We start from the raw sequence: 25,432 nt of genomic DNA, 5'->3' as shown, positions 1-25,432 counted from the left end.
GGGCTTGGTTGAAACCGCTGGCGTGCTTACTTTTTGAGGCCGAGTTTCTTCAGTTCTTCATCGCGCAACTCACGACGCAGGATCTTGCCCACGTTGGTGGTCGGCAACGCATCGCGGAACTCCACGGCCTTGGGCACCTTGTAGCCGGTGACGTTGGCACGCATGTGTTCCATCACCTGGTCCTTGGTCAGGGTGGCCCCCGGCTTGACCACGATGAAGATCTTGATGTGTTCCCCGGACTTCTCGTCAGGCACACCGATGGCCGCGCATTGCAGCACGCCCGGCAGGGCTGCCAGCACGTCTTCCAGCTCATTGGGGTAGACGTTGAAACCGGAGACCAGAATCATGTCCTTCTTGCGGTCCACGATGCGCATGTAGCCGTCTTGCTGGATGATCGCGATATCACCGGTCTTCAGCCAGCCTTCGCTGTCGAGGATCTCGGCAGTGGCGTCTTCGCGTTGCCAGTAGCCCTTCATGACCTGCGGGCCCTTGATGCACAGCTCGCCGGTTTCGCCCAACGGCAGCTCGGTGCCGTCGTCGGCGATGACCTTGCATACCGTCGACGGTACCGGAATACCGATAGTGCCGATCTGAATGCTCTGGCTCGGGTTGACCGTGGCCACCGGGCTGGTTTCGGTCATGCCGTAACCTTCGCAGATGTTGCAGCCGGTGACGGCTTTCCAGCGTTCGGCAGCGGCAAGTTGCAAGGCCATGCCGCCCGACAAGGTGACTTTCAGCGCAGAGAAGTCCAGCTTGCGGAAGCCTTCGTTGTTGCACAGCGCCACGAACAGGGTGTTCAGCCCGACAAAACCGCTGAACTTCCACTTCGACAGTTCCTTGACCATTGCCGGCAAGTCGCGCGGGTTGCTGATCAGGATGTTGTGGTTGCCGATCAACATCATCGCCATGCAATGAAAGGTGAACGCGTAGATGTGATACAGCGGCAGCGGCGTGATCAGGATCTCGCAGCCTTCGTTGAGGTTGGAGCCCATCAGCGCCTTGCACTGCAGCATGTTGGCGACCAGGTTACGGTGGGTCAGCATCGCGCCCTTGGCCACGCCGGTGGTGCCGCCGGTGTATTGCAATACCGCCACGTCGCCGCTGGCCGGGCTGACGTCATTGACCGGTTGCCCCTGCCCCTTGGCCAGCACGTCATTGAACTTGATCGCCTTGGGCAAGTGATAGGCAGGGACCATCTTCTTCACGTACTTGATGACGCTGTTGATCAGCAGGCGCTTGAATGGCGACAGCAGGTCAGCGACTTCAGTGACGATCACGTGCTTGACGGAGGTCTTGGGTACGACCTTTTCCGCCAGGTGGGCCATGTTGGCCAGGCAGACCAGGGCCTTGGCCCCGGAATCATTGAATTGGTGTTCCATTTCCCGCGCGGTGTACAGCGGGTTGGTGTTGACCACGATCAGGCCGGCACGGATGGCGCCGAATACCGCGACCGGGTATTGCAGGACGTTGGGCAGTTGCACGGCGATTCGATCGCCGGGCTTCAAGTCGGTGTGCTGTTGCAGGTAGGCGGCGAAGGCACCGGACAATTCGTACAATTCACCGTAGGTGATGGTCTTGCCCAGGTTGCTGAAAGCCGGTTTGTCGGCGAAGCGCTGGCAGGACTGTTTCAGTACCGCCTGAATATTCTGATACTCGTCTGGATTGATTTCTGCAGCAATCCCGGCGGGGTACTTATCCTTCCAAAAGTCTTCGTTCATGGAAGCCCACTCCTCAGCGACGCGAATTCATCATCGCATTTGATGCGATTATTATTGGTGTATGTTTTTTTAAGGTGAGTCTGGCGCTTTCAAGCAGGCCGAGAAGTCACAAAGCGCGCCGAGAGTAGCAGCTTTGCCAAGGGCCGCCTAGAGCCAAAAGAGAGTCCTACAGTCATAAACACGACTGTCCTACAATATTTAGTCACATTTGAAATAGTGACCGCATACTTCAGAGAAAGGCTCTGGAATAGGCCTCTCAGGGCAAATAAAACAATATGGAAGGGGGCTTGCTGTGGCGAGGGAGAGTGCTGTGGCGAGGGAGCTTGCTCCCGTTGACTGCGCAGCAGTCTCCGGCTGCATGGGGCGCTTCACACCCCAGCGCAATCAAGCTTGCTCGCCACAGCAAGCCCACGCCCACATAAAGCCATTTCAAGTCAGGCGATGTCGCGAAGCTCGCGCCGTAAAATCTTGCCCACCGGCGTCATCGGCAACGACTCCCGCAGCACAATATGCTTGGGCACCTTGTACCCCGTGAAGTTGGTCTTGCAGTACGCCTTCAACTCTTCAAGGCTCACGCCCTGGGCCCGTGCGACTACAAACAGTTTCACGGCCTCCCCCGTACGTTCATCCGGCACGCCGATCACTGCACAGTTGGCCACCGCGGGATGCGCCATCACCACGTCTTCGATCTCGTTGGGATAGACGTTGAAACCCGAGACGATAATCAGGTCTTTCTTGCGGTCGACGATGCTGACAAAGCCATCGATGTCGATTACCGCAATGTCGCCGGTCTTGAGCCAACCCTCGGCGTCCAGGGTCTCGGCAGTGGCCACCGGCTGTTGCCAGTAGCCTTTCATCACCTGCGGCCCCTTGATGCACAACTCGCCCCGTTCGCCCAATGGCAATTCACGGCCTTCATCGTCGATGACCTTCATTGCGGTACCCGGTACCGGGATTCCCACGGTGCCCAGTCGCGAATGGCTGCCATAGGGATTGGTGCTCGCTACGGGTGAGGTTTCAGTCAGGCCATAGCCTTCGCCGATGGAGCACCCGGTAAGCGCCTTCCAGCGTTCGGCCGTGGCCTTGACCAGAGCGGTACCGCCGGAATTGGTGATCTTGAGGTGCGAGAAGTCCAGGGTCTTGAAGTCCGGGTGGTCCATCAATGCCACAAACAGCGTGTTGAGCCCCAGCAGGCAGGAGAATCGCCACTTCTTCAGCTCCTTGATGAAGCCGCCGATGTCCCGCGGGTTGGTGATCAGCACATTGTGGTTACCGGTCACCATCATGCACATGCAGTTCGCCGTGAAGGCATAGATATGGTAGAGCGGCAGCGGCGCGATCATCACCTCCTGCCCTTCCTTCACCAGTGGCTGGCCGTCATCGGTGACCTGGGACATGCATGCCCGCACCTGTTGCATGTTCGCCACCAGGTTGCCATGGGTGAGCATCGCGCCCTTGGCCAGGCCGGTGGTGCCACCGGTATATTGCAGCACGGCGATGTCGTCCAGACTCACCGGATGGCGCGTCACGCCCAGGCCTGCGCCCATGCGCAGAGCCCGCTTGAAGGACACGGCCCGTGGCAGGCTGTAGGCCGGGACCATCTTCTTGACCTTGTCGACCACGGTATTGACCAGCCAGCCTTTGGCGGCGGGCATGAAGTCGCCCATCCTGGCTTCAATCAGGTAGTCGATCTCGGTGTCGCCGCACACTTCCTGCACCCGCGAGCCGAACAGGTTGAGGTAGACCAGCGCACGCACGCCGGCGTCCTTGAACTGGTGGCGCATCTCGCGCGGGGTGTAGAGGGGGTTGGTGTTGACCACGATCAGCCCGGCGCGCAGCGCGCCGAACACGGCGATGGGGTAATGCAACACGTTGGGCATCTGTACCGCAATGCGCTCGCCAGGCTTGAGGTCGGTATGCTGTTGCAGGTAACCGGCGAACGCCGCACTCTGGCGCTCCAACTCGGCGTAGGTCAGGGTAATGCCCATGTTGCTGAACGCAGGACGGTCGGCAAAGGCTTTGCAGGAACGTTCGAAGACTTCGATCACCGATTTGTAGGTGGTGAGGTCGATGTCATTGGGAACGCCCGCCGCACGTTTGTCATTCCAGAAATCAGGTTGCATTATTCTTGTCCTCTTACCTGAGTGTGTCTGGCCGCTGTAGCGATAACTGCAGTTATAAAAAGCAGGCTGCTATAAAAAGCGGAGCTTCGGGGACGTTAGCAGCTATGGCCAATCCGGCAAATATGCCAAACCGTTTCATTGATTGTATGAATCTTGTCTCTGAGGCGTAGGCAGATGTCCCACCCTCGGGGAATGAGCTATACATTGCATCGATCCCGAGCAAAGGAAGCGCCATGAACCACAGCACCTTCTGGCTGACCGCGAATGACCACAGCCGCCTGTACGTCAATCAATGGCTGCCGGACGGCCCCGCCAAGGCCATAATCATGCTGTCCCATGGCATGGCCGAGCACAGTGGTCGCTACGCACGCCTGGCCCAAGCCTTGTGCGCAGCCGGTTACGGTTTGTATGCGCCTGACCAGCGTGGCCATGGCCGTACGGCCGATGAAGGCACCTTGGGGTTGTACGCCGAGCACGACGGCTGGAACAAAGTCGTCGGTGATCTCGCCAGTCTCAATCAGCATATCGCCCATCAACAGCCGGGGCTGCCGATCATTTTGCTGGGCCACAGCATGGGCAGCTACATCGCCCAGGCGTACCTGCTGCACCACAGTGCCAGCCTGGATGGGGCCATCCTCAGCGGATCGAATTTCCAGCCGGTGGCCTTGTACCGTGCCGCAGCGGTGATTGCGCGCATCGAGCGGGCGCGCCAGGGTTTGCGCGGGCGCAGTGCACTGATCGAGTTCTTATCGTTCGGTTCATTCAACAAGGCATTCAAGCCCAACCGCACCGCATTTGACTGGCTCAGCCGGGACCCGGATGAAGTCGATAAGTACATCAACGACCCGCTGTGTGGTTTCCGTTGCACCAACCAACTGTGGGTCGACCTGCTGGGCGGCTTGCAGCAAATCAGCAAAGCGTCCAATCTCGCCCAGATCGACCCGGGCCTGCCGATTCTGGTAATGGGCGGCGAATGTGATCCGGTGAGTGAGGGCAAGCGTCTCAAAAGCCTGGCCCATGCTCTGCGCGAGGCCGGCTGCCAGCACCTGCAATTGAATATCTACCCGCAGGCGCGTCATGAAGTGTTCAATGAAACCAACCGTGATGAAGTCACCGCGGATGTGCTCACGTGGCTCGACCAGGCCCTGACGTTACGCCGACCGACTCGCTGCGAGTAACCTTTTGATAATAAGTTGTTTAAAATCAACTTGTTAAATTACCGATTAGCCACAGGATGCACCTTTAGATGACCCAGGTTACCAACACCCCGTACGAAGCCCTCGAAGTCGGCCAGACCGCCAGCTACAGCAAGACCGTCGAAGAGCGCGATATCCAGTTGTTTGCCGCGATGTCCGGCGACCACAACCCGGTACACCTGGATGCCGAGTACGCCAAAGCCACTATGTTCAAGGAGCGCATCGCCCACGGCATGTTCAGCGGCGCCCTGATCAGCGCGGCGGTAGCCTGCGAGCTGCCTGGACCGGGCACCATCTATATCGGCCAGCAGATGAGTTTCCAGAAACCGGTGAAAATCGGCGACACCCTGACCGTTCGCCTGGAAATCCTTGAGAAACTGCCGAAATTCCGTGTACGCATCGCTACGCGTGTCTTCAACCAGAACGATGAGTTGGTAGTGGATGGCGAGGCGGAAATCCTTGCCCCCCGCAAGCAGCAGGTGGTGACGCTGACCGAACTGCCGCCGATCAGCATCGGCTGACACACGTAAGTCGCCGTCTGTAGGAGCGAGCTTGCTCGCGAAAAACGTCAACGATAACGCGTGTTGCCTGAATGAACACGGCGCCTGTAAGTTTTTCGCGAGCAAGCTCACGCCTACAAGGTTTTGCCCCAATAGCAAAGGGTCAGTCACCCGCGAAAGTGACTGACCCTCTGTTATTGGGAGCAAGCCCCCTTCTACCGCTATTGCACGACAGAACTTACGACTGGGCGCGAGCCTGGTTACGCAGGGCTTTTACCTGGTCGTGGTTGCGTTGTGCGCCGTGGAACTGACGCTCAACCAGATCACGGATACCCAGCAGGTTGTGCTTGTTGATCTTCTCGATCGCTTCCCGGTAAGCCTTCAGTGCGTGATCTTCACCGCGCTCGGCTTCGTTCAGTACCGCCTCTTCATCCTTACCGGTGAGCATCGATTTGACGTCGACCCAACCGCGGTGCAGTGCACCGGCAACGCTGCCGGAATCTTCCGGATCACCGCCCAGAGCACGCACGGCAGTTTTCAGTTCGGCAGCGGCCGTGGCGCAATCAGCGGAGCGCTTGGCGAACAGCGCCTTGAGTTCTGGATGCTTGATATCTTCAGCGCACTCTTTAAAGCCTTTCTGACCGTCGATGCTGGTTTCGATCAGGTCATTGAGTACAGAGATCGATTCTTTATTGATGTCAGTCATTTTTCAATTCCTTGGGCAGGTTTAAAGAAGCTTGTTTAAGCTTGCTTAAGTAATTGCATCGCCCGTGCCAGGTTTTTGAAAAATGTTTTTCTTTTAAAATTCAATAAGTTACGAATTATTGAACCATCTGTATCTAGGTTGTTTGCATGATCTGTCATTTTGCCTTCGTGCAAAATACCTGTATTTTCAAGCTCTCGACTTGATTACCTGAAGCCCATGAATCCGGAAAAACTCGAACTGCTGATCACCCGTGAAATGCCCTTCGGCAAATACAAGGGACGGATCATCGCCGACCTGCCGGGCCCCTACTTGAACTGGTTCGCACGTGAGGGTTTTCCCCACGGCGAGCTGGGCGGCTTACTGGCATTGATGCAGGAAATCGACCACAACGGTCTGTCCGAATTGCTCGAGCCGCTGCGCGTGAAACACGGTAAACCCGCCCCTCGTCATTAAGAGCCTCCGCCATGCCACGTACTGCGCACGACGAACACCATTGGCAGACCATCGCCCAGCGCTATGAGCTGGAACCCGGCCCGATCAATCTGGAAAACGGCTACTTCGGGCGTATGAGCCGTGAGGTATGTGCGCACTATCTGGAGCACGTCGCCTTTATCAACCGCAGTAACTCGTTGCATGTGCGCCAGCAGTTCGAACAAGGCGAAAATGTCGAGATACGCCGCCAACTGGCCGGGCTGATCGATGCAGAGCCCGACTCGATCGCCTTCACTCGCAACGCCACCGAAGCCTTGCAGTCGCTGATCCGCAACTACAATCGCCTGCAACCGGGCGATCAGGTGCTGATCAGCGACCTGGAGTACGACACGGTCAAGGGGGCCATGCGCTGGTTGGCAGGTTATCGTGGCGTGGAAGTGATCGAAGTGTCCCATGCACACCCGGCCAGTTTCGACAGCCTGGTGCAGACGTATCAACAAGCATTTACTCAGTACCCTCGCCTCAAGCTGATGGCCCTGACCCATGTCACCCACCGTACCGGCCTGGTGATGCCTGTCCAGGCCATTGCCATGGCCGCACGCGAACAGGGCATCGATGTGATCCTCGATGGCGCTCACGCCCTGGGCCAGATCGAGTTCAACCTCGCGCAACTGGGCATCCAGTTTGCCGGCTTCAACCTGCACAAATGGATCGGCGCCCCGCTGACCCTGGGCTTTCTGTACATCGCCCCGGAACGCCTGGCCGATATCGACCCGGACATGGGCGAATTCCACTACCCCGCCACCGACGTGCGTGCGCGTACGTCCTACAGCACGCCGAACTTTCCGGCCTTGATGACCTTGCCGCTGGTGCTGCAAGAGCATCGTGCAGCAGGAGGTTCGGCGGCCAAAGGTGCACGGGTCAATTACCTGCGTAACCGTTGGGTAAGCCAGGTACGACCTTTGCCGGGAATAGAAGTGCTGACGCCGGACGATCCGCGCCTGTATTGCGGGATCACGGCATTCAAGTTCATCGGGCGGGATCAGCAGTTGATGGCGGACCGCTTGCTCAAGGACTACGGCCTGTTCACGACGACCCGTGCAGGGGCGGCATTTGGCAGCTGTATTCGCGTGACGCCGGGGTTGGCGACCTCAGCGGCGGACATCGATGTGCTGGTCAACGCCATTACCGAGCTGAGTGTCGACTAGACATTTTTCTACAGGCAAAAAAAAGCGGTACACCGACCAAGTGCACCGCAAAAATGCCGTTAAGCACAGCAACAACGATTCAGTAAAAGCAGATCAATCCAGCAGCGCCAGCGCTTGCGCGGTAACTTCCTGGATGCGGGCCCAGTCGCCGTTCTTGACCCACTCCGGGTCCAGCATCCAGCTACCGCCCACGCACATCACGTTTTTCAACGCCATGTAGTTTTTGATGTTGGCCGGGCCGACACCGCCGGTCGGGCAGAATTTCACTTCGCCGAACGGGCCGCCGAGGGCCTTGATGGCGGCAACGCCACCGCTGACTTCGGCTGGGAACAGCTTGAAGCGGCGATACCCCAGGCCATAACCTTCCATGATGCCGGAGGCGTTGCTGATGCCTGGCAGCAGCGGGATCGGGCTGTGCACCGAGGCTTCCAGCAGGTCGCGGGTAATGCCGGGGGTGACGATAAATTGCGAGCCGGCCACTTCAGCCGCTTCGAGCATATGGCGGTCGAGCACGGTGCCGGCGCCGGTGCACAGTTCAGGGCGTTGCTCGCGCAATACCTGAATGGCCTTGAGGCCGAACTCGGAACGCAGGGTCACTTCCAATGCGGTCAGACCACCGGCGGCCAGGGCATCGGCCAGCGGCAGGATGTCCTGTTCGCGGGCGATGGTGATCACCGGCAGAATCCGCGCCTTGGCGCAGAGGCTGTCGATCAGGGCAACTTTATCCGCCATGGATACGGTCGGTTGAGGGCTGTTCATAGCGGCTGATCCTTGGCTCATGGGCACCAGTAAATCTCTAGAGTAGGTTGCAAAAACGCGCGAATCGGCATGGCAGCAACGTCATCACTGGCCAGCGCGGCGCTCAAGGTGGTCAATTTCGAACTGCCGGCAATCGACAGTACGGTGTAGTTCGCCGTGCTCAGCAACGCGCGACTCATGGTCAGGCGTTGATGCGGCACAGTCGGCGCCAACATCGGCCAGCAACGGCGGGTACCGTTGGGTTGCAGGGCATCGCTGAGGTTCGGGCTGTTGGGAAACAGCGAGGCGGTGTGGCCGTCATCCCCCATGCCCAGCACCAGCACATCAATGGCTGGCAATTCGCCCAGCAGGCGATCGGCCTGCAAGGCTGCGTCTTCAAGATTGGCCGCGGCACTGTACAAACTCAGGAACCTGGCTTTGGCCGCCGGACCTTGCAGCAAGTGCTGCTTCAACAGGCCGGCGTTGCTGTCGGCATGCTCCACCGGCACCCAGCGCTCATCGGCCAGGGTGATAGTGACCTTTGACCAGTCCAGGTCCTGCTTGGCCAGGCTCTGGAAGAATGCCACCGGGCTGCGGCCGCCGGACACGACCAGGGTCGCGTCACCACGGGCGCTGATGGCCGCGCGCAGCTGTTCGGCCACGTCATTGGCCAGACCGTCCGCCAGCAAGGCGGCGGTACGGTACTCATGGGCTGTCACGCCCTGAGGCAGTTTCAGTTCAGATATCGCCATACCACGACCTCCCATCCCGCGTGATCAGTGCAATCGAGCTCATCGGCCCCCAGGACCCCGCCGCATACGGCTTGGGCGCGTCACCGGATTTCTTCCACCCGGCGATCAACTGGTCACACCACTTCCACGCGGCTTCGATTTCATCTTTACGGACAAACAGGTTCTGATTGCCGTGCATCACTTCCAGCAACAACCGCTCGTAGGCATCGGGAATCCGTGCACTGCGGTAGGTGTCGGAAAAATTCAATTGCAGCGGACCGCTGCGCAGCTGCATGCCCTTGTCCAGGCCCTGTTCCTTGGTCATCACGCGCAAGGAAATACCCTCGTCCGGCTGCAGGCGGATGATCAGTTTGTTGCTGATCTGCAAGCGCTGCTCGGGGGCGAAGATGTAGTGCGACGGTTCCTTGAAGTGGATGACGATCTGCGACAGCTTTTGCGGCATGCGCTTGCCGGTACGCAGGTAGAACGGCACCCCGGCCCAACGCCAGTTACGGATATCGGCACGCAGGGCGACGAACGTCTCAGTATCGCTCTGGGTGTTGGAATTCTCTTCTTCCAGGTAACCCGGCACAGGCTTGCCGGCGCTGTAGCCGGCGATGTACTGGCCACGTACCACCTGAGTAGTCAGGCCGTCCGGGCTGATCGGTGCCAGGGCCTTGAGCACCTTGACCTTCTCGTCTCGAATGCTGTCGGCGGACAGGTCGGCCGGTGGGTCCATGGCGATCAGGCAAAGCAGTTGCAGCAGGTGATTCTGGATCATGTCCCGCAGTTGGCCGGCCTTGTCGAAGTAACCCCAGCGGCCTTCGATACCGACCTGCTCGGCCACAGTGATTTCCACATGGGAAATGTAGTTCTGGTTCCACTGCGTTTCGAACAGGCTGTTGGCGAACCGCAGTGCGATCAGGTTCTGGACGGTTTCCTTGCCCAGGTAGTGGTCGATGCGATACGTGCGGTTTTCCGGGAAAAACTGCGCCACGGCGTCGTTGACCTTGCGCGACGACTCCAGGTCGGAGCCGATCGGCTTTTCCAATACCACGCGGGTGTTTTCAGCCAGGCCGACTTTGGCCAGGTTTTCGCAGATCGCGCCATACACCGCAGCCGGGGTGGCGAAGTAGGCGATCAGACGTTGCTCGCCACCGGCTTTTTCAGCCAGCGCGACGTAGTCGTCAGCCTTCATGAAATCGACATGCACATAGACCAGACGGGCCAGGAAGCGCTGGGCCACGGCCTCATCCATTTCCTTGCCGACGTAGTTGCGCAGTTCTTTTTCGATGTGGGCCAGGTGCTGTTGCTCGGTGCCGGCTTCACGGGCCAGTGCCATGATGCGGGTGTCGTCGTGCAAGAGCCCGGCGCCATCGAGATGATAGAGGGCAGGAAATAACTTGCGCAGCGCCAGATCACCCAAGGCGCCAAACAGGGCAAAGGTGCAGGGTTCCACGGTTATCGAAGGCATGATGTTTGTTCTTTTATCAAGTTAAGCTACAAATACCTTTTTTCAAGACATCACTCAAGGAAAAATGTAGTAATAACCACAACATTTTCCCAAAATACGCATTGCGAGTGGTGGTGTTCAGCTACCCTCAGTAGGATAGGCCACCTCGAAGGGCCGCTCGTCGATTGGTTGCCGCCCTTAATTTGCATCGTCGCCCGAAGGAAAGACTGAATGGACCGCGTGCGAAATCTTCTGGAACAGATCCAGAACCGCCTCGAAGAATTGAACAAGGCCGAGCGCAAAGTCGCTGAAGTCATCCTGCTCAACCCGCAGCAGGCCACACGCTTCTCGATCGCCGCCCTCGCCCAGGCCGCCTCGGTCAGTGAGCCGACGGTCAACCGTTTCTGCCGTTCGTTCGGTGTCAGCGGTTACCCTGAACTGAAATTGCAGTTGGCGCAAAGCCTGGCCAGCGGCGCGGCCTATGTCAGCCGCGCAGTGGAAGCCGATGATAACCCCGAAGCGTATACCCAGAAGATCTTCGGCAGCGCCATTGCCTCCCTGGACAGCGCCTGCCAGGCGCTGGACCCGGCCCTGATCAGCAAGGCCGTAGACTTGCTGATCCAGGCACGGCAGATCCACTTCTTCGGCCTGGGTGCCTCGGCCCCGGTGGCCATGGATGCGCTGCACAAGTTTTTCCGCTTCAACCTGGCGGTGACCGCCCACGCCGACGTACTGATGCAGCGCATGATCGCCTCGGTGGCCCATACCGGCGAGCTGTTCGTGATCATTTCCTACACTGGGCGTACCCGCGAGTTGGTGGAAGTGGCGCGTATCGCACGCAGCAATGGTGCCTCGGTGCTGGGCGTGACTGCCGAGAACTCACCGCTGGCCAAAGCCAGCACGGTGAGCCTGAACATTCCGCTGCCGGAAGACACCGACATCTACATGCCGATGACTTCGCGGATCATCCAGCTGACGGTACTGGACGTGCTGGCGACCGGCATGACCTTGCGCCGAGGCGTGGATTTCCAGCCACATTTGCGCAAGATCAAAGAGAGCTTGAATGACAGCCGGTATCCGGTCGGGGATGAGTTCAACTAGGCCAGAAGTTGTAATGGCCTGATCGAGAGCAAGCCCCCCTCCTGCACTTGACCGAGCTCCAATATGGGAAAGCAGTCGAATGCAGGAAGGGGCTTGCTCCCTATGGCACCACCAGCCACACCGTCAAACCCCGGCTCGCGCCTGCAGACTCAGATGCGCCCTCTCCCCCGGTGCCAGACTGGCCCCGGCCATCGCCGACTCCACGCATACAAACCCCGACGCCTCGTTGAAGCTCACGCCCAACAACGGCCGGCTGCCCGGGTGCCACACCACGGTATCCGCGCTGTCACCGGTGTCGATGCACAATTCGCGCTGCCAGGCATGATCCTTGAGGTGCAATTCGCCCTCATGCTGGAACACCCGCTGGCAGCCACCGTCCACTCGTAACTCGCCTTCCTGCTGGCAGGCCTGGCGATTGAGCTGGTCATAACCTTGCGCCCCGTCGAGCCCGGACAGCGCTATCTCATCAACATGACCAATACGCCAGTAAGCGTGCAAAGCATGGCTCAACTGGCAAGGAAGTTCGTCCTGATGCTCGGTGCTCAGGCGCAACTCCAGGGTTTCACCCAAGTGCGCATGCAGGTCGACCTGCCAGTCGCACAGCCGTAATTGCCAGTGCAGACGCACGCCATCGTCGTCGGTGTTGCTGTCGAGCAGCTTCCAGTCGATCAGCCGCGCCCAGCCATGGGACGGCCACGCGTTCTCACTCGGGTGACGACCATACCAAGGCCAGCACACCGGCACGCCACCACGGATGGCTCCGACCTGCGGCCACTTGGCCGCACACCACAACCAGGGCTTCTGGCCACGCGGCTGGAAATGCAGCAATTGCGCGCCCTGGCGACTGAACACCGCCTGGCACAGCGGATGGTCAATCACCAGCACGTCGCGCATCTGAAAGCGCTCCCAGGCGAACACCGGACGCTCGCGCAGGGATTTGAAAAAGCGTTGCAGCGGATGCTCATGCATGTGCCACGGTCCTGAATATCATCACAGTGCAGCCCAAAAAAAAGCGGATAGCCATGGCTACCCGCAAAATGCGCACAGAGAGAAGGAGCTTATCGCAACAGCGTTAGAACGTAGACTGAATTTTCAGGCCCGCTACCAACGCGTTGTCGACTTTGTCCACGCCGCCAGGTTGCACGACGTATTGCAGGTTAGGACGCACGGTCAGCCAGTTGGTGACGTGGAAGCCGTAGTTGATTTCGAAGTTGTACTCGGTTTCGCGGATCGGCGTGTACAGCGCATTGTCGTAATCGCTGACGCCGTTGGCGGCATTGAGCAGCTCCGCGTTCTTTTTCACGTCATTGTTGACGTGCAGGCGCGCAGCACCGATACCGACGTCATCTTTTGGACGCGCGTCGAATGGGCCCTTGTACACCAGCATGAGCGACTGATAGTTGTCGACCACGTTGGTTTCCTTGTCGTGGAACGTGGCGTTCGCCGCAATGTTCAAGCCACGGGAAGCGTCGCCGTTGTGAGTGGTGAGTTGCTGTTGGGCAACGAACCAGTAGCCTTTCTTGCTGCTGCGGGTACGGAAGTCTGCGCCAGTGAGGACCTTATCGTTGCCGTTGACGTCTTCACGCACGTCCGGAGCATCGGCTGCGCTCTTGTAGTAACCCACACGGTATTCGCCCGGCAGGTTATTGACCTTCGGCGACCAGACCAATTCCACCGGAATCACGGTGCCCTTGGTGCCGCTGCCGCTGAGTTTGAAGCCGTTGCCGTGCTCCAGCTGCGACGGGTTCTGGTTGTATGCACCGATTTGCGCATACAGCTCAGGCGTGATGTTGTACTTCACGCGGATGGCGGCCTGCGCCACCGGCCAGTTGTACCAGGTGTTGACGTAGTTACCCACTTGCGAGCCGCAAAACGACAGGTTCTGGAAGTCGCACGGGAAGGTGTTGAAGTCTTCGCCTTCGCCGAAGTAACCGAGCTTGACGTCCAGCTTGTTGTCGAACATCTGGTGCTGGATCCAGAACTGGGTCAGGCGCACCATGTGGCCACGGCCGTAGACTTCCATGGACGAACTCAGCGTTTCGGCACGCGGGTCGCCAATACGGTCGTTGGAGATGTTCTGGCCATTACGGTTGGTCAACTGGATCTTGGCCTGGGTATTGTCCCAACCCCACAGTTTTTGCAGGTCCAGTGCCACGCCAAGACCGAACTGGTCAGAGTAGCGACCGGTCTTGTCATCGTTATAACCGCCGTGGGCGTTGTAGCCCATCTCCCCGACGTAGTCAGCCTTGATATCGATACCTTGCTCGATCAGCTTGGTCCGCTCGCCGCCCCAATCGCCGGTCATCCACTTGGAATCGGCGCTGAACGCATCGGCCGCCATCGCATTGGCGGACAATACCAGAGCGGCTGCTGCTGACAGTTGGCAGATCAGCCGAGTATTGTTGTGTTGCTTTTTCATCCCTACATCCTCGTCTTTATTGTTATTAAACTGTTTTTATCTAACGCGGGTTACATTTTTTATCTAAAACAACAAGTTATAGACTCAACGACCTTTGAATTGGGCCACGTTGCCGGTATGCCCGTGTGCAGGCGATGCGGCGGCAGTGCCCAGACGCTCACCGGAGTTGGCGTCGAACAGCAGGACCTTGGCCGGATCGAATTGCAGGGTCAGGGTCTCACCAACCTGGGGCGCCACATCAGGCGCCAGGCGGCAGCAGACCTTGGTGTCGTTGAGTTGCACAAACACCAAGGTGTCCGGGCCGGTCGGTTCGGTGACCTGGACTTCGGCACGAATGCTCGACGCACTGTCGCCCTCGCCATTCGCCAACATGATCTGCTCCGGGCGCAAGCCCAGGATCACGTCGCGGTCTTCAAGGCCGGCGTCCGACACATTGAGCGCCAACTCGCAACGGGCCTGGCCGCTGTCGAGCAGCGCCACCAGGCGTCCGTCCTTGCGCTGCAACCGCAGCGGCACGAAGTTCATCGGCGGCGAACCGATGAAGCTCGCCACGAATTGGTTGGCCGGGTCGTTGTAGATCTCTTTCGGCGTACCGAACTGCTGAATGATGCCGTCCTTCATCACCGCCACTTTGTCGCCCAGGGTCATCGCTTCGATCTGGTCATGGGTCACGTAGACCGTGGTGGTTTTCAGACGCTGGTGCATCAGTTTCATTTCAGTGCGCATCTCGACCCGCAGCTTGGCGTCGAGGTTGGACAGCGGTTCGTCGAACAGGTAGATCTTTGGTCGACGCGCCAGTGCACGGCCCATGGCCACGCGCTGTTGCTGACCGCCGGAGAGTTGGCCCGGCTTGCGGTTGAGCAGATGTTCGATCTGCAGCAGCTTGGCCACGCGCGCCACTTCGGCGTCGATATCGGCCTGGGGCATCTTGCGGATCTTGAGGCCGAACTCGATGTTCTCGCGCACGCTCATGGTCGGGTACAGCGCGTAGGACTGGAACACCATGGCGATGTCACGGTCCTTGGGGCTCATGCCGCTGACGTCCTGATCGCCGATCATGATCGCGCCGCCGGTGATGGTCTCAAGCCCGGCGATGCAATTCATCAGCGTGGATTTACCGCAACCCGAGGGGCCGACCAGGATCAGGAATTCGCCTTCCTTGATCGACAGCTCGATGTTCTTCAAGGTGTCGGGCAAGCCGGCGCCATAGGTCTTGTTTACATTGCGAAGTTCAAGCGTAGCCATGATTACCCCTTGACCGCGCCAGCCGTGAGGCCGCGCACGAAATACTTGCCTGCGATCACATAGACCAGCAGGGTCGGCAGCCCGGCGATCATCGCCGCCGCCATATCCACGTTATATTCCTTGGCCCCGGTGCTGGTGTTGACCAGGTTGTTCAGCGCCACCGTGATGGGCTGGGAGTCGCCGCTGGAGAACACCACGCCGAACAGGAAGTCGTTCCAGATCTGCGTGAACTGCCAGATCAGGCAGACCATGATGATCGGCGTCGACATCGGCAGAATGATCTGACGGAAGATGGTGAAGAAACCTGCACCGTCCAGCCGTGCGGCCTTGATCAGCGCGTCAGGAATGCTCACGTAGTAGTTACGGAAAAACAGTGTAGTAAACGCCAGACCGTAGACCACGTGCACAAACACCAGGCCGGTGGTGGTGCTGGCCAGGCCCATCTTGCCGAGGGTAAACGACGCGGGCAGCAGCACGGTCTGGAACGGCAGGAAGCAGCCAAACAGCAGCAGGCCGAAGAACAACTGCGAGCCACGGAAGCGCCAGAACGACAGTACATAACCGTTCAATGCCCCAATGGCGGTGGAAATCAGCACGGCCGGAACGGTGATCTTGATCGAGTTCCAGAAGTAGCCCTCCACGGTGGCCCAGGCTTTCACCCAACCGATGCCGGAAACCACGGTCGGCCAGCTCAGCAAGTTGCCGGTGCTGATGTCTTCCGGGGTCTTGAAGCTGGTCAGCAGCATGACCACCAGCGGCACCAGGTAAAGCAGCACAGCGAGGATCAGCACCGCATAGATCGCGATGCGGCTAAGGCTGATGGCAGGTTTGGCAGCAAGACTAGTCATGACGCTTGGTCCTCAGCTCGGAATACAGGTAAGGCACGATGATCGCGAGAATCGCGCCGAGCATCAGGATCGCACTGGCCGAGCCCATGCCCATCTGGCCACGGCTGAAGGTGAACGAGTACATGAACATGGCGGGCAGGTCGGACGAGTAGCCCGGGCCACCGGCGGTCATGGCTGCGACCAGGTCGAAGCTCTTGATCGCAATGTGCGCCAGGATCATCACCGCACTGAAGAACACCGGGCGCAGGCTGGGCAGCACCACGCTCCAGTAGATGCGCGGCAGGCTGGCACCGTCGATCTGCGCGGCACGGATGATCGATTGATCAACCCCACGCAGGCCTGCCAGGAACATCGCCATGATGAAGCCGGAGGCTTGCCACACCGCGGCAATCACCAGGCAGTAAACCACGCGATCAGGGTCGATCAGCCAGTCGAGACGGAAGCCTTCCCAGCCCCAGTCACGCAGGAGTTTGTCCAGGCCCATGCCCGGGTTGAGCAGCCATTTCCAGGCCGTACCGGTGACGATCATCGACAGCGCCATCGGGTACAGGTAAATGGTGCGGATAAAGCCTTCACGACGGATCTTCTGGTCGAGGAAAATCGCCAGTGTCACGCCGATCACCAAGGTGATGCCGATAAACATCCCGCCGAAAACCGCCAGGTTCTTGCTCGCCACCCACCAGCGGTCGTTGTCGAACAACCGCGCGTATTGCGCAAGCCCCGCCCAGTTGTAGCTCGGCAGGAACGTGGACGTAGTGAACGACAGAACGAACGTCCACAGGATGTAGCCGTAGAAGCCCACCAGAACGATGAACATGCTGGGCGCCAGCACCAGTTTGGGAAGCCAGCGCTGCAATGCATCGAACGGCGAGGCCTTGCTGAACACAGCAACAGAACTCATGGGAAAATCCACTGAAAGAGTAAAGGCAGTTGCAAGCGCCAAGCGTCAAGACATACAACACACGACTTGCAGCTTGTAGCTTGCAACTTGCAGCTTATTTTTATTTAGCCGACTTGATCGCAGCGCCGAGTTTCTTGGCGGTGTCGGCCGGGTCGGCTTTCGGGTCGTTGATGTAGTTGGTCACGACATCAAAGAACGCACCTTGCACGGCCAGGGTAGTAGCCATGTTGTGCGCCATGCTTGGCTGCAGGCCGCCAGTCTGGGCGTCGGCAAGGAAGTCCTTGGCCGCGGTCTGGGCGCAGGAATCGAAGCCGAGCTTGTCCATTTCATGGAGCATGTCGTTACGAACCGGGATCGAACCTTTGTTGATGCTGAAGACTTTCTGGAAGTTTTCACCCAGCACGACTTTGGCGATGTCTTGCTGACCGGCCTGGGTACCCTTGTCTTTCACCTTGAACACTGCCAGGGAGTCAATGTTGTAGGTGAAGGCTTTATCGGTGCCCGGGAAGGCTACGCATTCGTAGTCTTTGCCGGCGACTTTCTTGGCGGCGGTCCACTCGGACTTGGCCCAGTCACCCATGATCTGCATGCCGGCCTTGCCGTTGATGACCTTGCCCGCTTCGAGGTTCCAGTCCTGGCCTTTGCCATCGACGTCCATGTAGGTCGCGACTTTCTTCAGTTCGGTCAGCGCCTTGACCATTTCCGGGCCGGTGAGCGCGGCATTGTCCAGGTCAACCAGGGCTTTCTTGTAGCCGTCAGCCCCCATTACCGACAGCACCACCGCTTCGAATACGGTGCTGTCCTGCCAAGGCTGGCCACCATGGGCCAGCGGAATGAAGCCCGCGGCCTTGAGCTTGTCGCCGGCTGCGTAGAATTCCTGGAGGGTGGTCGGATTCTTGGTGATACCGGCTTTCTTGAAGACTTCCGGGTTGATCCACAGCCAGTTCACGCGGTGGATGTTGACCGGAACGGCGACGTAGTTGCCATCGTACTTCACGGTATCGGAGACTTTCTTGTCGAGCAGGGAGTCCCACTTTTCGTCTTTGGCGACGTCTTTAAGCACGTCGGTGTCGAGCAGGCCGGTGGATGCCCATTCCTGGATGTCCGGACCCTTGATCTGAGCAACGCCTGGTGGGTTGCCGGCGACCGCACGGCTTTTCAGCACGGTCATGGCGGTGGCGCCACCGCCACCTGCGACGGCGCCGTCTTTCCAGGTGAAGCCGTCTTTCTCGACTTGGGCCTTCAGGACATCTACGGCCGCTTTTTCACCGCCGGAGGTCCACCAGTGCACAACTTCAACCGTCCCTTTCGAGTCGGCGGCAAATGCACTGAGGGGAAACAACGAGGCAATGGAAATAGCGACGGCGAGGCGATTAATCGCGTTCATCTGAGTACCTTTTCTTGTTGTTATGCATGCAAGTCTAGAGCTTGCGCTGCACGGAGTTTAAACATGGATGTTCAGGGCGCAGGTAACAAAGGGACGCACAAATGTCACCACCTTGTGACATATAAGCCCCGGCCTAAAGCACTGGTCATACTGGGTGACAAGGGCAGTACGGGTAGCACAACCGCCTGCCAGGCATGGTACAGGTCCGGTTTGCCGCCCCAGATGGTGCTGCTGGGCACGTTGTGGGCATCAAGTTCGTGGTGCCAGCTGCCGTTGGTCCTGTCGATAAAGTGGGTCTCGCAGAATTCCCAGAAGCGTCGATACCACACCTCGTAATGCGGATCCGCGGTGCGTTTGAGCAGTGCCTGGGCAGCGGCACTGGCTTCGGCGTGGGTCCAATGCAGACGTTCGCGCACCACCGGACGGTGGTTCCAATCCAGGGTATAGACGATGCCGGGAGCGCCATCCACGGCCCAGGCGCCCTCGCACGCGCTGGCGAACAGGCCTTGAGCATCGGTCACCAGCCAGTCCGGCGTGACCAACCCCGCCTGCAGACGTGCGGCCTCCAGGTGCAGCAGCAGCCGCGCCCACTCAAAACCGTGACCTGGGGTAATGCCGTAAGGGCGAAAACCGTCGGCCGGGTTGTCTTCGTTGTAACCGAGCAGCGGTTGCCAATGAACGTCGAAGTGCTCGATGACCATGAATCGGTTAGCCGCGGCATGGGTGTGTATAACCCGCTCGACGATACGCAGCGCACGGTCCAGCCAGCGTGGATCACCCGTCACATCGGCCAACGCCAGGAATGCCTCGGTGGCGTGCATGTTGCTGTTGGCGCCGCGATAGGCCTCGACACCCGTCCAGTCCCGGGCAAAGGATTCGAGCAGCACGCCTTCTTCTTCGCTCCAGAAGAACTGATCGATGATATGGATGGCGTCGTTCAGCAGGTTCTGTGCGCCAGGTGCGCCGGCCACCACCGCCGAGCTGGCGGCCAGGGCGACAAATGCATGCAGGTAAGCCGCTTTGCCATGGTTGCCATCGCGGGCATTGGGGGTGGCGAACCAGCCTGCGTGTTCACTGTCGCGCAGTGGTCCACTGAGCGACGCGACGCCGTGGGCGACCAGGTCGGCGTAACCCGGCAACCCCATGACATGGGCCATGGCAAAGCTGTGGGTCATTCGCGCGGTGTTCATGGTTTCGGCGTAGGCATTGGCCGGCAGTTGGCCCTTGTCATCAAGGTTGCCGAAGCCGTCAGGCAGCTGAGAGGCTTTGGCAAATGCCAGCAGTCGCTGGCCTTCGCTCGCAAGCCAGGCGTGATGGGCAGGTGCATTCAGCCAACTGCTGGCAGGCAGTGGTTGCGTGGTCATGGGTGGCCTTTGTTTTTTTTATGGGATGACCGAAGTCTAACCAAGGCCGCCAAAGGGGCATGTAACGAAGCCGATGGCAAATGTCACCAAGCGGTGACATTTACCCGCAACATTTACTGGCCGAGCGGCGTGGCGGCCGCCGGTGCATTGAGGCGTTGATTCAAGTTCTGCACCTGGCTCTGCAAGGTGGTGATGTTGCGCGTGGTCTGGATGCGGAACACGTCGAACTCTTTATTGGTCGGCGCGTCGCTGTTGGCGGGCTGATTTTCCTGCGCGCTCTTGAGTACCAGCAGGTCCTGTTCCAGACGGGCGATAGCGGCGCTCGGGTTGCCCTGCTTCTTCAAGGCGGCCACGTCGGTCGACAGTTCCTTGATCTCTCCCTGCGTCGCCTTGAGGCTGGCGACTGCGTCGGTCAAGGCCTGGACCTGGCCCTGCAACTTGGCATTGGCGCTGGCCAGCTCGGTGGTGTTGGTGGTCATCTGCGCAAGACGCTGGTCCAGTTCACTCGCCTGGCCGGCCACGCCGACTTGTTGCTTGCCCTGCTCCAGCAACTGGGTCTCCAGTTGCTTGATCTGCAACTTCAGCGCTTCGCTGCCGTTGTTCACATTGGCCTCGCTGGCCACGACCTTGCCGGAAATGTCCTGCAGGCGCCCCGCCGCTTCCTCGCTGATGCGCGCGAAACTCTCTTGGGTGGCGACCAACTGCTGACCCATCAGGGAAATCTGCTGGAAGCTCCACCAAGCAAGACCGGCAAAGGCGATCAGCAGTGCACCGACCAATGCCCACAATGGGCCGGTGCTGGCTCTTTTGACCGTCACCACCTTGGTATTGCGCGAGCGTACGGAGGTGGCGGGAGTCGGCGCGAAATCATCGTCATCCCCTTGATCAGCCCGCAGGCTGGGAACGTTGTCGAAATCATCGTCTTTAGCATCGTTACGCATGAATCTACCTTGAATCAATGAGATGGCTAGCTGGAAGGCCGAGCGCCGGGATTATAAACCGCGTTCCCCGCGCACTGGTCGACCCGGAACCACGAATTCGGTTCCCGATGTGTCACGGATCGTGGGGCTACTTCAGGCCGGGATCCTGGGCCTTCCACCAACCGCAGAACTCGTCGAGCGCGGTCCACAGGCTGACCTTGGGCTCGTAGTCGAGATAATGCCGCGCCTGACTGATGTCCAGGGTGAAATCTTTGTTCATTACCTGCATCCCCAGGCGTGACAACGCCGGCTCCGGGCGACCCGGCCACATGGCGCAAAAAGCCTCGTTCAATGCTGCCACGCTGTAGGACAAGCCGTAGGACCGATAACGGGTAACCTGAGGCAGGCCCATCTGGCGCATCACGTAGTTCACCACATCCCACACCGGTACCGGCGTGCCGTTGCTGATGTTGTAGGCCCGACCCAAGGCCGACCCCGGCGCCAGCAAACTGCTGAGGAGGGCTTCGTTAAGGTTGTGCACGCTGGTGAAGTCGACCTTGTTCAGGCCGTCGCCGACAATGGCCAAGCGATTCTTGCGCTGCATCTTCAGCAAGCGCGGAAAGATGCTCATATCACCGGCACCGGTCACGAATCTTGGGCGCAGGGCCAGCACTTCCAAGCCGAATTCCTGGGCACCGAAGACTTTTTGCTCCGCCAGGTATTTGGTGGCGGCGTAGGGGTGCTTGAAACGCTTGGGCACCTGCTCTTCGGTCAACCCCAGGTGATCGCGCCCGTCAAAGTAGATCGACGGTGACGACAAGTGGACCAGCCGCCCGACCCGTTGCTTCAGGCAGGCTTCAACGACATTTTCGGTCACCAGCACATTGCCCTGATGAAAGTCCTGGTATTTGCCCCACAGCCCGACAGCGCCGGCGCAATGCACCACGGCTTCAACGTCACGGCACAGCTCGCGTACCAGGTCGGCATCATTCAAATCACCCTGGATAAACTCGGCACCGCGCCGTACGAGGTGCTCCACACCCTCGGCGCGTCGCCCGTTGACCCGCACGTCCAGGCCTTGCTCCAGGGCGAAACGCGCAAAACGCCCGCCGATGAAGCCGCTTGCGCCGGTGACCAGAATCTTCATGAAGCCTCCTACGGATGCAGCTGTCAGCGTCAAGCCTCAAGCTACAAGTTAAAAACGATCCGCAAGCTTTTCTTGCAGCTTGCAGCTTGACGCTTGTTACTGCTGATAGGGCACCAACCATTGGCCACACGCCTGGGCGAGATGGTTGGTCAACAGCCCCAACAGCTGACCGCCACTGCGCCAATGATGCCAGTACAACGGCACGTCGATGGGCTTATCTGGCAATAACTCGAGCAATACGCCCTTCTCCAACTGGTCGCGCACCTGCAATTCGGGCACCAGGCCCCAGCCCAGGCCAGCCTCTGTCAGCCGGATAAAGCCTTCGGAGGAGGGGCATAGATGGTGCTCAAAACCCCCGTCCACCCCGAGGGACGCCAGGTAACGGTGCTGCAGGAAATCATCCGGACCGAATACCAAAGCCGGCGTGCGCGCCAGTTGCTCGGCGCGCACGCCCTCGGGAAAGTGCCTGGCAATAAAGGCCGGACTGGCCAGCGCCCGATAACGCATGGCGCCGAGCAACAGGCTGCGCGCGCCCGCCACAGGGCGCTCGCTGGCGCAGATACAAGCCGCCACTTCACCGGCGCGCATGCGCTTGAGGCCCACGGTCTGGTCCTCCACCACCAAGTCCAGCAACACATGCTGTTCGGCGCAGAAATCGCTGACCGCCTGCGCCCACCAAGTGGCAAGGCTGTCGGCATTCAGGGCGATACGCAGCCGCTCGGGCATACCCTCCTCGTCCAGCGCGGGCACCTGGCTTTGCAAGTCGCGCTCCAGCAACCGCACCTGTTGCACATGGTTGAGCAACCGCCGCCCGATGTCCGTGGGCGTCGGCGGTGTAACCCGCACCAGCACCGGTTGGCCGATGCGCGCTTCCAGCAGTTTGATGCGCTGGGACATCGCCGACTGCGACAATCCCAATACCTGTGCACCGCGTTCGAAGCCAGCCTGTTCCACCACCGCCGCCAGCGCGGAAAGCAATTTATAGTCGAACATCAGTTTTCCTAATGAGCGATCAGCAATATTGGTTTTTCTTATACAGCCTGCGCCGTGAAAATAACCAGCATTGCTTCCCAACTTTTCAAAGGAATCCCTCATATGGCTGGCGAAACCGCCCTGGCAACCCTGCTACGCAGCATGAGCCCACAGTTGAATGAGGGCGACTACGTGTTCTGCACCGTGCCCGACCAACGTATTCCCGAAGGCTGCGAAGTCATCGGCAGCTTTCGCGAGCAGGAAGGCCTGACGCTGATCGTCGAGCGCCAACAAGCGCAACAAGCCGGCCTGGCCTTCGAATACGTCGCGGCCTGGATCACCTTGAACGTGCATTCGGCCTTGGAAGCCGTGGGCCTGACTGCCGCTTTCGCCAGTGCACTGGGCAAGGCCGGCATCAGCTGCAACGTGATTGCCGGTTATTACCACGACCACTTGTTTGTCGGCCGCGCCGACGCCGAGCGTGCCATGCACGTGTTGCGGCAATTGGCAGCGGACGCGGAGTAGACCTTATGTGGCAGAGCTATGTGAACGGGCTGCTGGTGGCCCTTGGGCTGATCATGGCGATCGGCACGCAGAACGCCTTCGTATTGGCGCAAAGCTTGCGCCGCGAGCATCACTTGCCGGTGGCGGCACTGTGCATTGTGTGCGACGCCATTCTGGTCGCCGCCGGGGTGTTCGGCCTGGCCACGGTGCTGGCGCAGAACCCGCTGCTGCTGGCGATTGCCCGCTGGGGTGGCGCAGCCTTCCTGTTGTGGTATGGCACCTTGGCGCTACGTCGGGCGTGCTCAAAGCAGAGCCTGGAACAAGGCGACGCCTTCAAGGTGCGCTCGCTGCGCGCCGTTTTGCTCAGTGCCCTGGCGGTGACGTTGCTCAATCCCCACGTGTACCTGGACACAGTGCTGTTGATTGGCTCCCTGGGTGCTCAGCAGACCGAACCGGGTGCGTATGTGGCCGGTGCGGCCAGTGCGTCGTTCCTGTGGTTCGCCACTCTGGCACTGGGCGCGGCGTGGCTGGCCCCTTGGCTGGCGCGCCCGGCAACCTGGCGCCTGCTGGACCTTTTGGTCGCCGTGATGATGTTCAGCGTCGCCTATCAATTGATCAGCGCCTGAGGAATATTCCAAAACGCTCTGGAACCTCTATCCCACACAGTTGTTGCGTGGTTTTGCCACACCCCCGGTGCTATGATCCGGACCCTGCGCCGCAAAGAGTTCAAACTCCCCGGCGCTTGTTTGGCCGCCCGTGATCGGCCTTGCGCTCACCGCAACTGACCTGATTAGGAGAATTATCATGGCTTTCGAATTGCCGCCGCTGCCGTACGCACACGATGCCCTGCAGCCGCACATTTCCAAGGAAACCTTGGAGTACCACCACGACAAGCACCACAACACCTATGTCGTGAACCTGAACAACCTGGTGCCAGGCACCGAGTTCGAAGGCAAGACCCTGGAAGAGATCGTTAAATCCTCTTCGGGCGGCATCTTCAACAACGCCGCTCAGGTCTGGAACCACACCTTCTACTGGAACTGCCTGGCGCCAAACGCCGGCGGCCAACCTACCGGCGCGCTGGCTGAAGCCATCAACGCTGCGTTCGGTTCGTTCGACAAGTTCAAGGAAGAGTTCACCAAGACTTCCGTCGGTACCTTCGGTTCCGGTTGGGGCTGGTTGGTGAAAAAGGCTGACGGTTCCCTGGCCCTGGCCAGCACCATCGGCGCCGGCAACCCGCTGACCAGCGGCGACACCCCGCTGCTGACCTGCGACGTCTGGGAACACGCTTACTACATCGACTACCGCAACGTGCGTCCAAAGTATGTGGAAGCGTTCTGGAACCTGGTCAACTGGAAGTTCGTGGCTGAGCAGTTCGAAGGCAAGACCTTCACTGCCTAAGCAACACTTGCAGTAGAAAGAGCCCGGCGCATGCCGGGCTTTTTTGTGGGCAACGGAACTGAGCGATCAGGCAACGCCACCCAGGCATGGAGAGGAATTCGCCTTTCATACCTGTCGGAGAATTAACTATGTCTATTGGAGCACTCGCAGCGCTGCCCATCATCGGCGATGCCGCCAAAGCCGTTGGAGAGGTCACCAAAGCCGTCGCCCCGCTCGCCCAGCCGTTCGCCGATGTGCTGGCCAAAGCACTGGGCAACGCCTTGGACTCTCAAAACAAAAGCCTGGATTTTTCGAGCACCCAGGAAACAGCAAAGCGTACGCTGACCTTCTGATATTGACTGCGCGCCCAGCAGGCGGATGCAAATCCGCCCTGCACCACTTCGATGCACACTCCAAACCTGCTTTTGCCCCAATGTTC

Annotated in this window: 25 protein-coding genes; 9 read left to right on the top strand and 16 right to left on the bottom strand. The window is 59.4% G+C overall.

Features of this window, described 5'->3' with window-relative positions:
- Window positions 1–26: 26 nt before the first annotated feature.
- Together fadD1 and fadD2 are read right to left on the bottom strand one after the other, a co-directional pair.
- Window positions 27–1,718: a long-chain-fatty-acid--CoA ligase FadD1 gene (fadD1, locus tag EXW71_RS20330; RefSeq protein WP_134660077.1), complete on the bottom strand. Its 1,692-nt coding sequence runs from the start codon at window positions 1,716–1,718 to the stop codon at window positions 27–29.
- 434 nt (window positions 1,719–2,152) lie between these two features.
- Window positions 2,153–3,841 (bottom strand): long-chain-fatty-acid--CoA ligase FadD2, encoded by a 1,689-nt coding sequence (gene fadD2 / locus EXW71_RS20325; RefSeq protein WP_123715653.1) that lies wholly within the window; start codon window positions 3,839–3,841, stop codon window positions 2,153–2,155.
- A 233-nt stretch (window positions 3,842–4,074) separates the two neighbouring features.
- Here fadD2 and EXW71_RS20320 point away from each other — a divergent pair, with 233 nt between their 5' ends.
- Both EXW71_RS20320 and EXW71_RS20315 read left to right on the top strand, forming a co-directional pair.
- Window positions 4,075–5,019 carry an alpha/beta hydrolase gene (locus tag EXW71_RS20320; RefSeq protein WP_134660078.1) on the top strand — a complete coding sequence of 315 codons (945 nt, stop codon included), beginning with the start codon at window positions 4,075–4,077 and terminating at the stop codon, window positions 5,017–5,019.
- Window positions 5,020–5,087: 68 nt separating this feature from the next.
- Complete coding sequence (locus tag EXW71_RS20315; protein WP_123715656.1) at window positions 5,088–5,558, top strand: MaoC family dehydratase; 471 nt, start codon at window positions 5,088–5,090, stop codon at window positions 5,556–5,558.
- 217 nt (window positions 5,559–5,775) lie between these two features.
- On the opposite strand, the gene EXW71_RS20310 is transcribed toward EXW71_RS20315, so the two are convergent.
- Window positions 5,776–6,243: a PA2169 family four-helix-bundle protein gene (locus tag EXW71_RS20310; protein ID WP_134660079.1), complete on the bottom strand. Its 468-nt coding sequence runs from the start codon at window positions 6,241–6,243 to the stop codon at window positions 5,776–5,778.
- Between the two features lie 216 nt (window positions 6,244–6,459).
- Between EXW71_RS20310 and EXW71_RS20305 the strand changes: the two genes are divergently transcribed.
- Window positions 6,460–6,696 carry a DUF3820 family protein gene (locus tag EXW71_RS20305; RefSeq protein ID WP_017139191.1) on the top strand — a complete coding sequence of 79 codons (237 nt, stop codon included), beginning with the start codon at window positions 6,460–6,462 and terminating at the stop codon, window positions 6,694–6,696.
- 11 nt (window positions 6,697–6,707) lie between these two features.
- A complete protein-coding gene (locus EXW71_RS20300) occupies window positions 6,708–7,883 on the top strand; it encodes an aminotransferase class V-fold PLP-dependent enzyme (RefSeq protein ID WP_134660080.1) in 1,176 nt (391 codons plus the stop codon).
- A gap of 93 nt (window positions 7,884–7,976) precedes the next feature.
- Here the strand turns inward: EXW71_RS20300 and EXW71_RS20295 are convergent, their stop codons facing one another.
- The 3 genes from EXW71_RS20295 to zwf are packed head-to-tail and all read right to left on the bottom strand — an operon-like array spanning window position 7,977 to window position 10,826.
- Complete coding sequence (locus EXW71_RS20295) at window positions 7,977–8,642, bottom strand: bifunctional 4-hydroxy-2-oxoglutarate aldolase/2-dehydro-3-deoxy-phosphogluconate aldolase (RefSeq protein ID WP_060754123.1); 666 nt, start codon at window positions 8,640–8,642, stop codon at window positions 7,977–7,979.
- Window positions 8,643–8,659: 17 nt separating this feature from the next.
- Window positions 8,660–9,373: a 6-phosphogluconolactonase gene (gene pgl, locus EXW71_RS20290; protein ID WP_134660081.1), complete on the bottom strand. Its 714-nt coding sequence runs from the start codon at window positions 9,371–9,373 to the stop codon at window positions 8,660–8,662.
- The gene (gene zwf, locus EXW71_RS20285; protein WP_123715660.1) at window positions 9,360–10,826 is read right to left on the bottom strand and encodes a glucose-6-phosphate dehydrogenase; all 1,467 of its coding nucleotides are present in this window, start codon (window positions 10,824–10,826) and stop codon (window positions 9,360–9,362) included. Before zwf ends, pgl begins: the two co-directional genes overlap by 14 nt.
- Before the next feature lie 219 nt (window positions 10,827–11,045).
- Here zwf and EXW71_RS20280 point away from each other — a divergent pair, with 219 nt between their 5' ends.
- Entirely contained in the window at window positions 11,046–11,906 is an 861-nt protein-coding gene (locus EXW71_RS20280; RefSeq protein WP_174554056.1) for a MurR/RpiR family transcriptional regulator, read from the top strand.
- A gap of 123 nt (window positions 11,907–12,029) precedes the next feature.
- Here the strand turns inward: EXW71_RS20280 and EXW71_RS20275 are convergent, their stop codons facing one another.
- The 10 genes from EXW71_RS20275 to EXW71_RS20230 form a co-directional block, all read right to left on the bottom strand.
- A complete protein-coding gene (locus tag EXW71_RS20275) occupies window positions 12,030–12,875 on the bottom strand; it encodes a D-hexose-6-phosphate mutarotase (RefSeq protein WP_134660082.1) in 846 nt (281 codons plus the stop codon).
- Between the two features lie 103 nt (window positions 12,876–12,978).
- Window positions 12,979–14,325: a carbohydrate porin gene (locus EXW71_RS20270; RefSeq protein ID WP_134660083.1), complete on the bottom strand. Its 1,347-nt coding sequence runs from the start codon at window positions 14,323–14,325 to the stop codon at window positions 12,979–12,981.
- An 84-nt stretch (window positions 14,326–14,409) separates the two neighbouring features.
- Window positions 14,410–15,570, bottom strand: coding sequence for an ABC transporter ATP-binding protein (locus EXW71_RS20265; RefSeq protein ID WP_123715663.1), 1,161 nt, complete (start codon window positions 15,568–15,570; stop codon window positions 14,410–14,412).
- A gap of 2 nt (window positions 15,571–15,572) precedes the next feature.
- Window positions 15,573–16,418, bottom strand: a complete 846-nt coding sequence (locus EXW71_RS20260) for a carbohydrate ABC transporter permease (RefSeq protein WP_134660084.1) — start codon at window positions 16,416–16,418, stop codon at window positions 15,573–15,575.
- Window positions 16,411–17,319: a carbohydrate ABC transporter permease gene (locus tag EXW71_RS20255; RefSeq protein WP_123715665.1), complete on the bottom strand. Its 909-nt coding sequence runs from the start codon at window positions 17,317–17,319 to the stop codon at window positions 16,411–16,413. Before EXW71_RS20255 ends, EXW71_RS20260 begins: the two co-directional genes overlap by 8 nt.
- Window positions 17,320–17,419: 100 nt before the next feature.
- The gene (locus tag EXW71_RS20250) at window positions 17,420–18,706 is read right to left on the bottom strand and encodes an ABC transporter substrate-binding protein (RefSeq protein WP_134660085.1); all 1,287 of its coding nucleotides are present in this window, start codon (window positions 18,704–18,706) and stop codon (window positions 17,420–17,422) included.
- Window positions 18,707–18,810: 104 nt separating this feature from the next.
- On the bottom strand, window positions 18,811–20,070 hold the full coding sequence (locus tag EXW71_RS20245) for an AGE family epimerase/isomerase (protein ID WP_134660086.1): 1,260 nt from the start codon (window positions 20,068–20,070) through the stop codon (window positions 18,811–18,813).
- A 113-nt stretch (window positions 20,071–20,183) separates the two neighbouring features.
- Window positions 20,184–21,011 carry an ATPase gene (locus EXW71_RS20240; RefSeq protein WP_123715668.1) on the bottom strand — a complete coding sequence of 276 codons (828 nt, stop codon included), beginning with the start codon at window positions 21,009–21,011 and terminating at the stop codon, window positions 20,184–20,186.
- Window positions 21,012–21,138: 127 nt separating this feature from the next.
- Window positions 21,139–22,137 (bottom strand): NAD(P)-dependent oxidoreductase, encoded by a 999-nt coding sequence (locus EXW71_RS20235; protein WP_123715669.1) that lies wholly within the window; start codon window positions 22,135–22,137, stop codon window positions 21,139–21,141.
- A 96-nt stretch (window positions 22,138–22,233) separates the two neighbouring features.
- Window positions 22,234–23,130 carry a LysR family transcriptional regulator ArgP gene (locus EXW71_RS20230; RefSeq protein WP_134660087.1) on the bottom strand — a complete coding sequence of 299 codons (897 nt, stop codon included), beginning with the start codon at window positions 23,128–23,130 and terminating at the stop codon, window positions 22,234–22,236.
- Window positions 23,131–23,232: 102 nt separating this feature from the next.
- On the opposite strand from EXW71_RS20230, the gene EXW71_RS20225 reads away from it, so the two are divergent.
- The 4 genes from EXW71_RS20225 to EXW71_RS20210 all read left to right on the top strand — a co-directional run bounded on the left by EXW71_RS20225 (window position 23,233) and on the right by EXW71_RS20210 (window position 25,346).
- On the top strand, window positions 23,233–23,634 hold the full coding sequence (locus EXW71_RS20225; protein WP_134660088.1) for an ACT domain-containing protein: 402 nt from the start codon (window positions 23,233–23,235) through the stop codon (window positions 23,632–23,634).
- A gap of 5 nt (window positions 23,635–23,639) precedes the next feature.
- Window positions 23,640–24,239: a LysE/ArgO family amino acid transporter gene (locus EXW71_RS20220; protein ID WP_134660089.1), complete on the top strand. Its 600-nt coding sequence runs from the start codon at window positions 23,640–23,642 to the stop codon at window positions 24,237–24,239.
- Window positions 24,240–24,417: 178 nt separating this feature from the next.
- On the top strand, window positions 24,418–25,014 hold the full coding sequence (locus EXW71_RS20215) for a superoxide dismutase (RefSeq protein WP_003212997.1): 597 nt from the start codon (window positions 24,418–24,420) through the stop codon (window positions 25,012–25,014).
- A 128-nt stretch (window positions 25,015–25,142) separates the two neighbouring features.
- Window positions 25,143–25,346, top strand: coding sequence for a hypothetical protein (locus EXW71_RS20210; protein WP_134660090.1), 204 nt, complete (start codon window positions 25,143–25,145; stop codon window positions 25,344–25,346).
- Window positions 25,347–25,432 lie beyond the last annotated feature (86 nt).

Source organism: Pseudomonas sp. BCA17 (genome assembly GCF_004519405.1).
In the GTDB taxonomy this organism is placed as follows: domain Bacteria; phylum Pseudomonadota; class Gammaproteobacteria; order Pseudomonadales; family Pseudomonadaceae; genus Aquipseudomonas.
The sequence above is the reverse complement of the archived record's forward strand: the minus strand, read 5'-3'. Positions and strand labels throughout refer to the sequence as shown.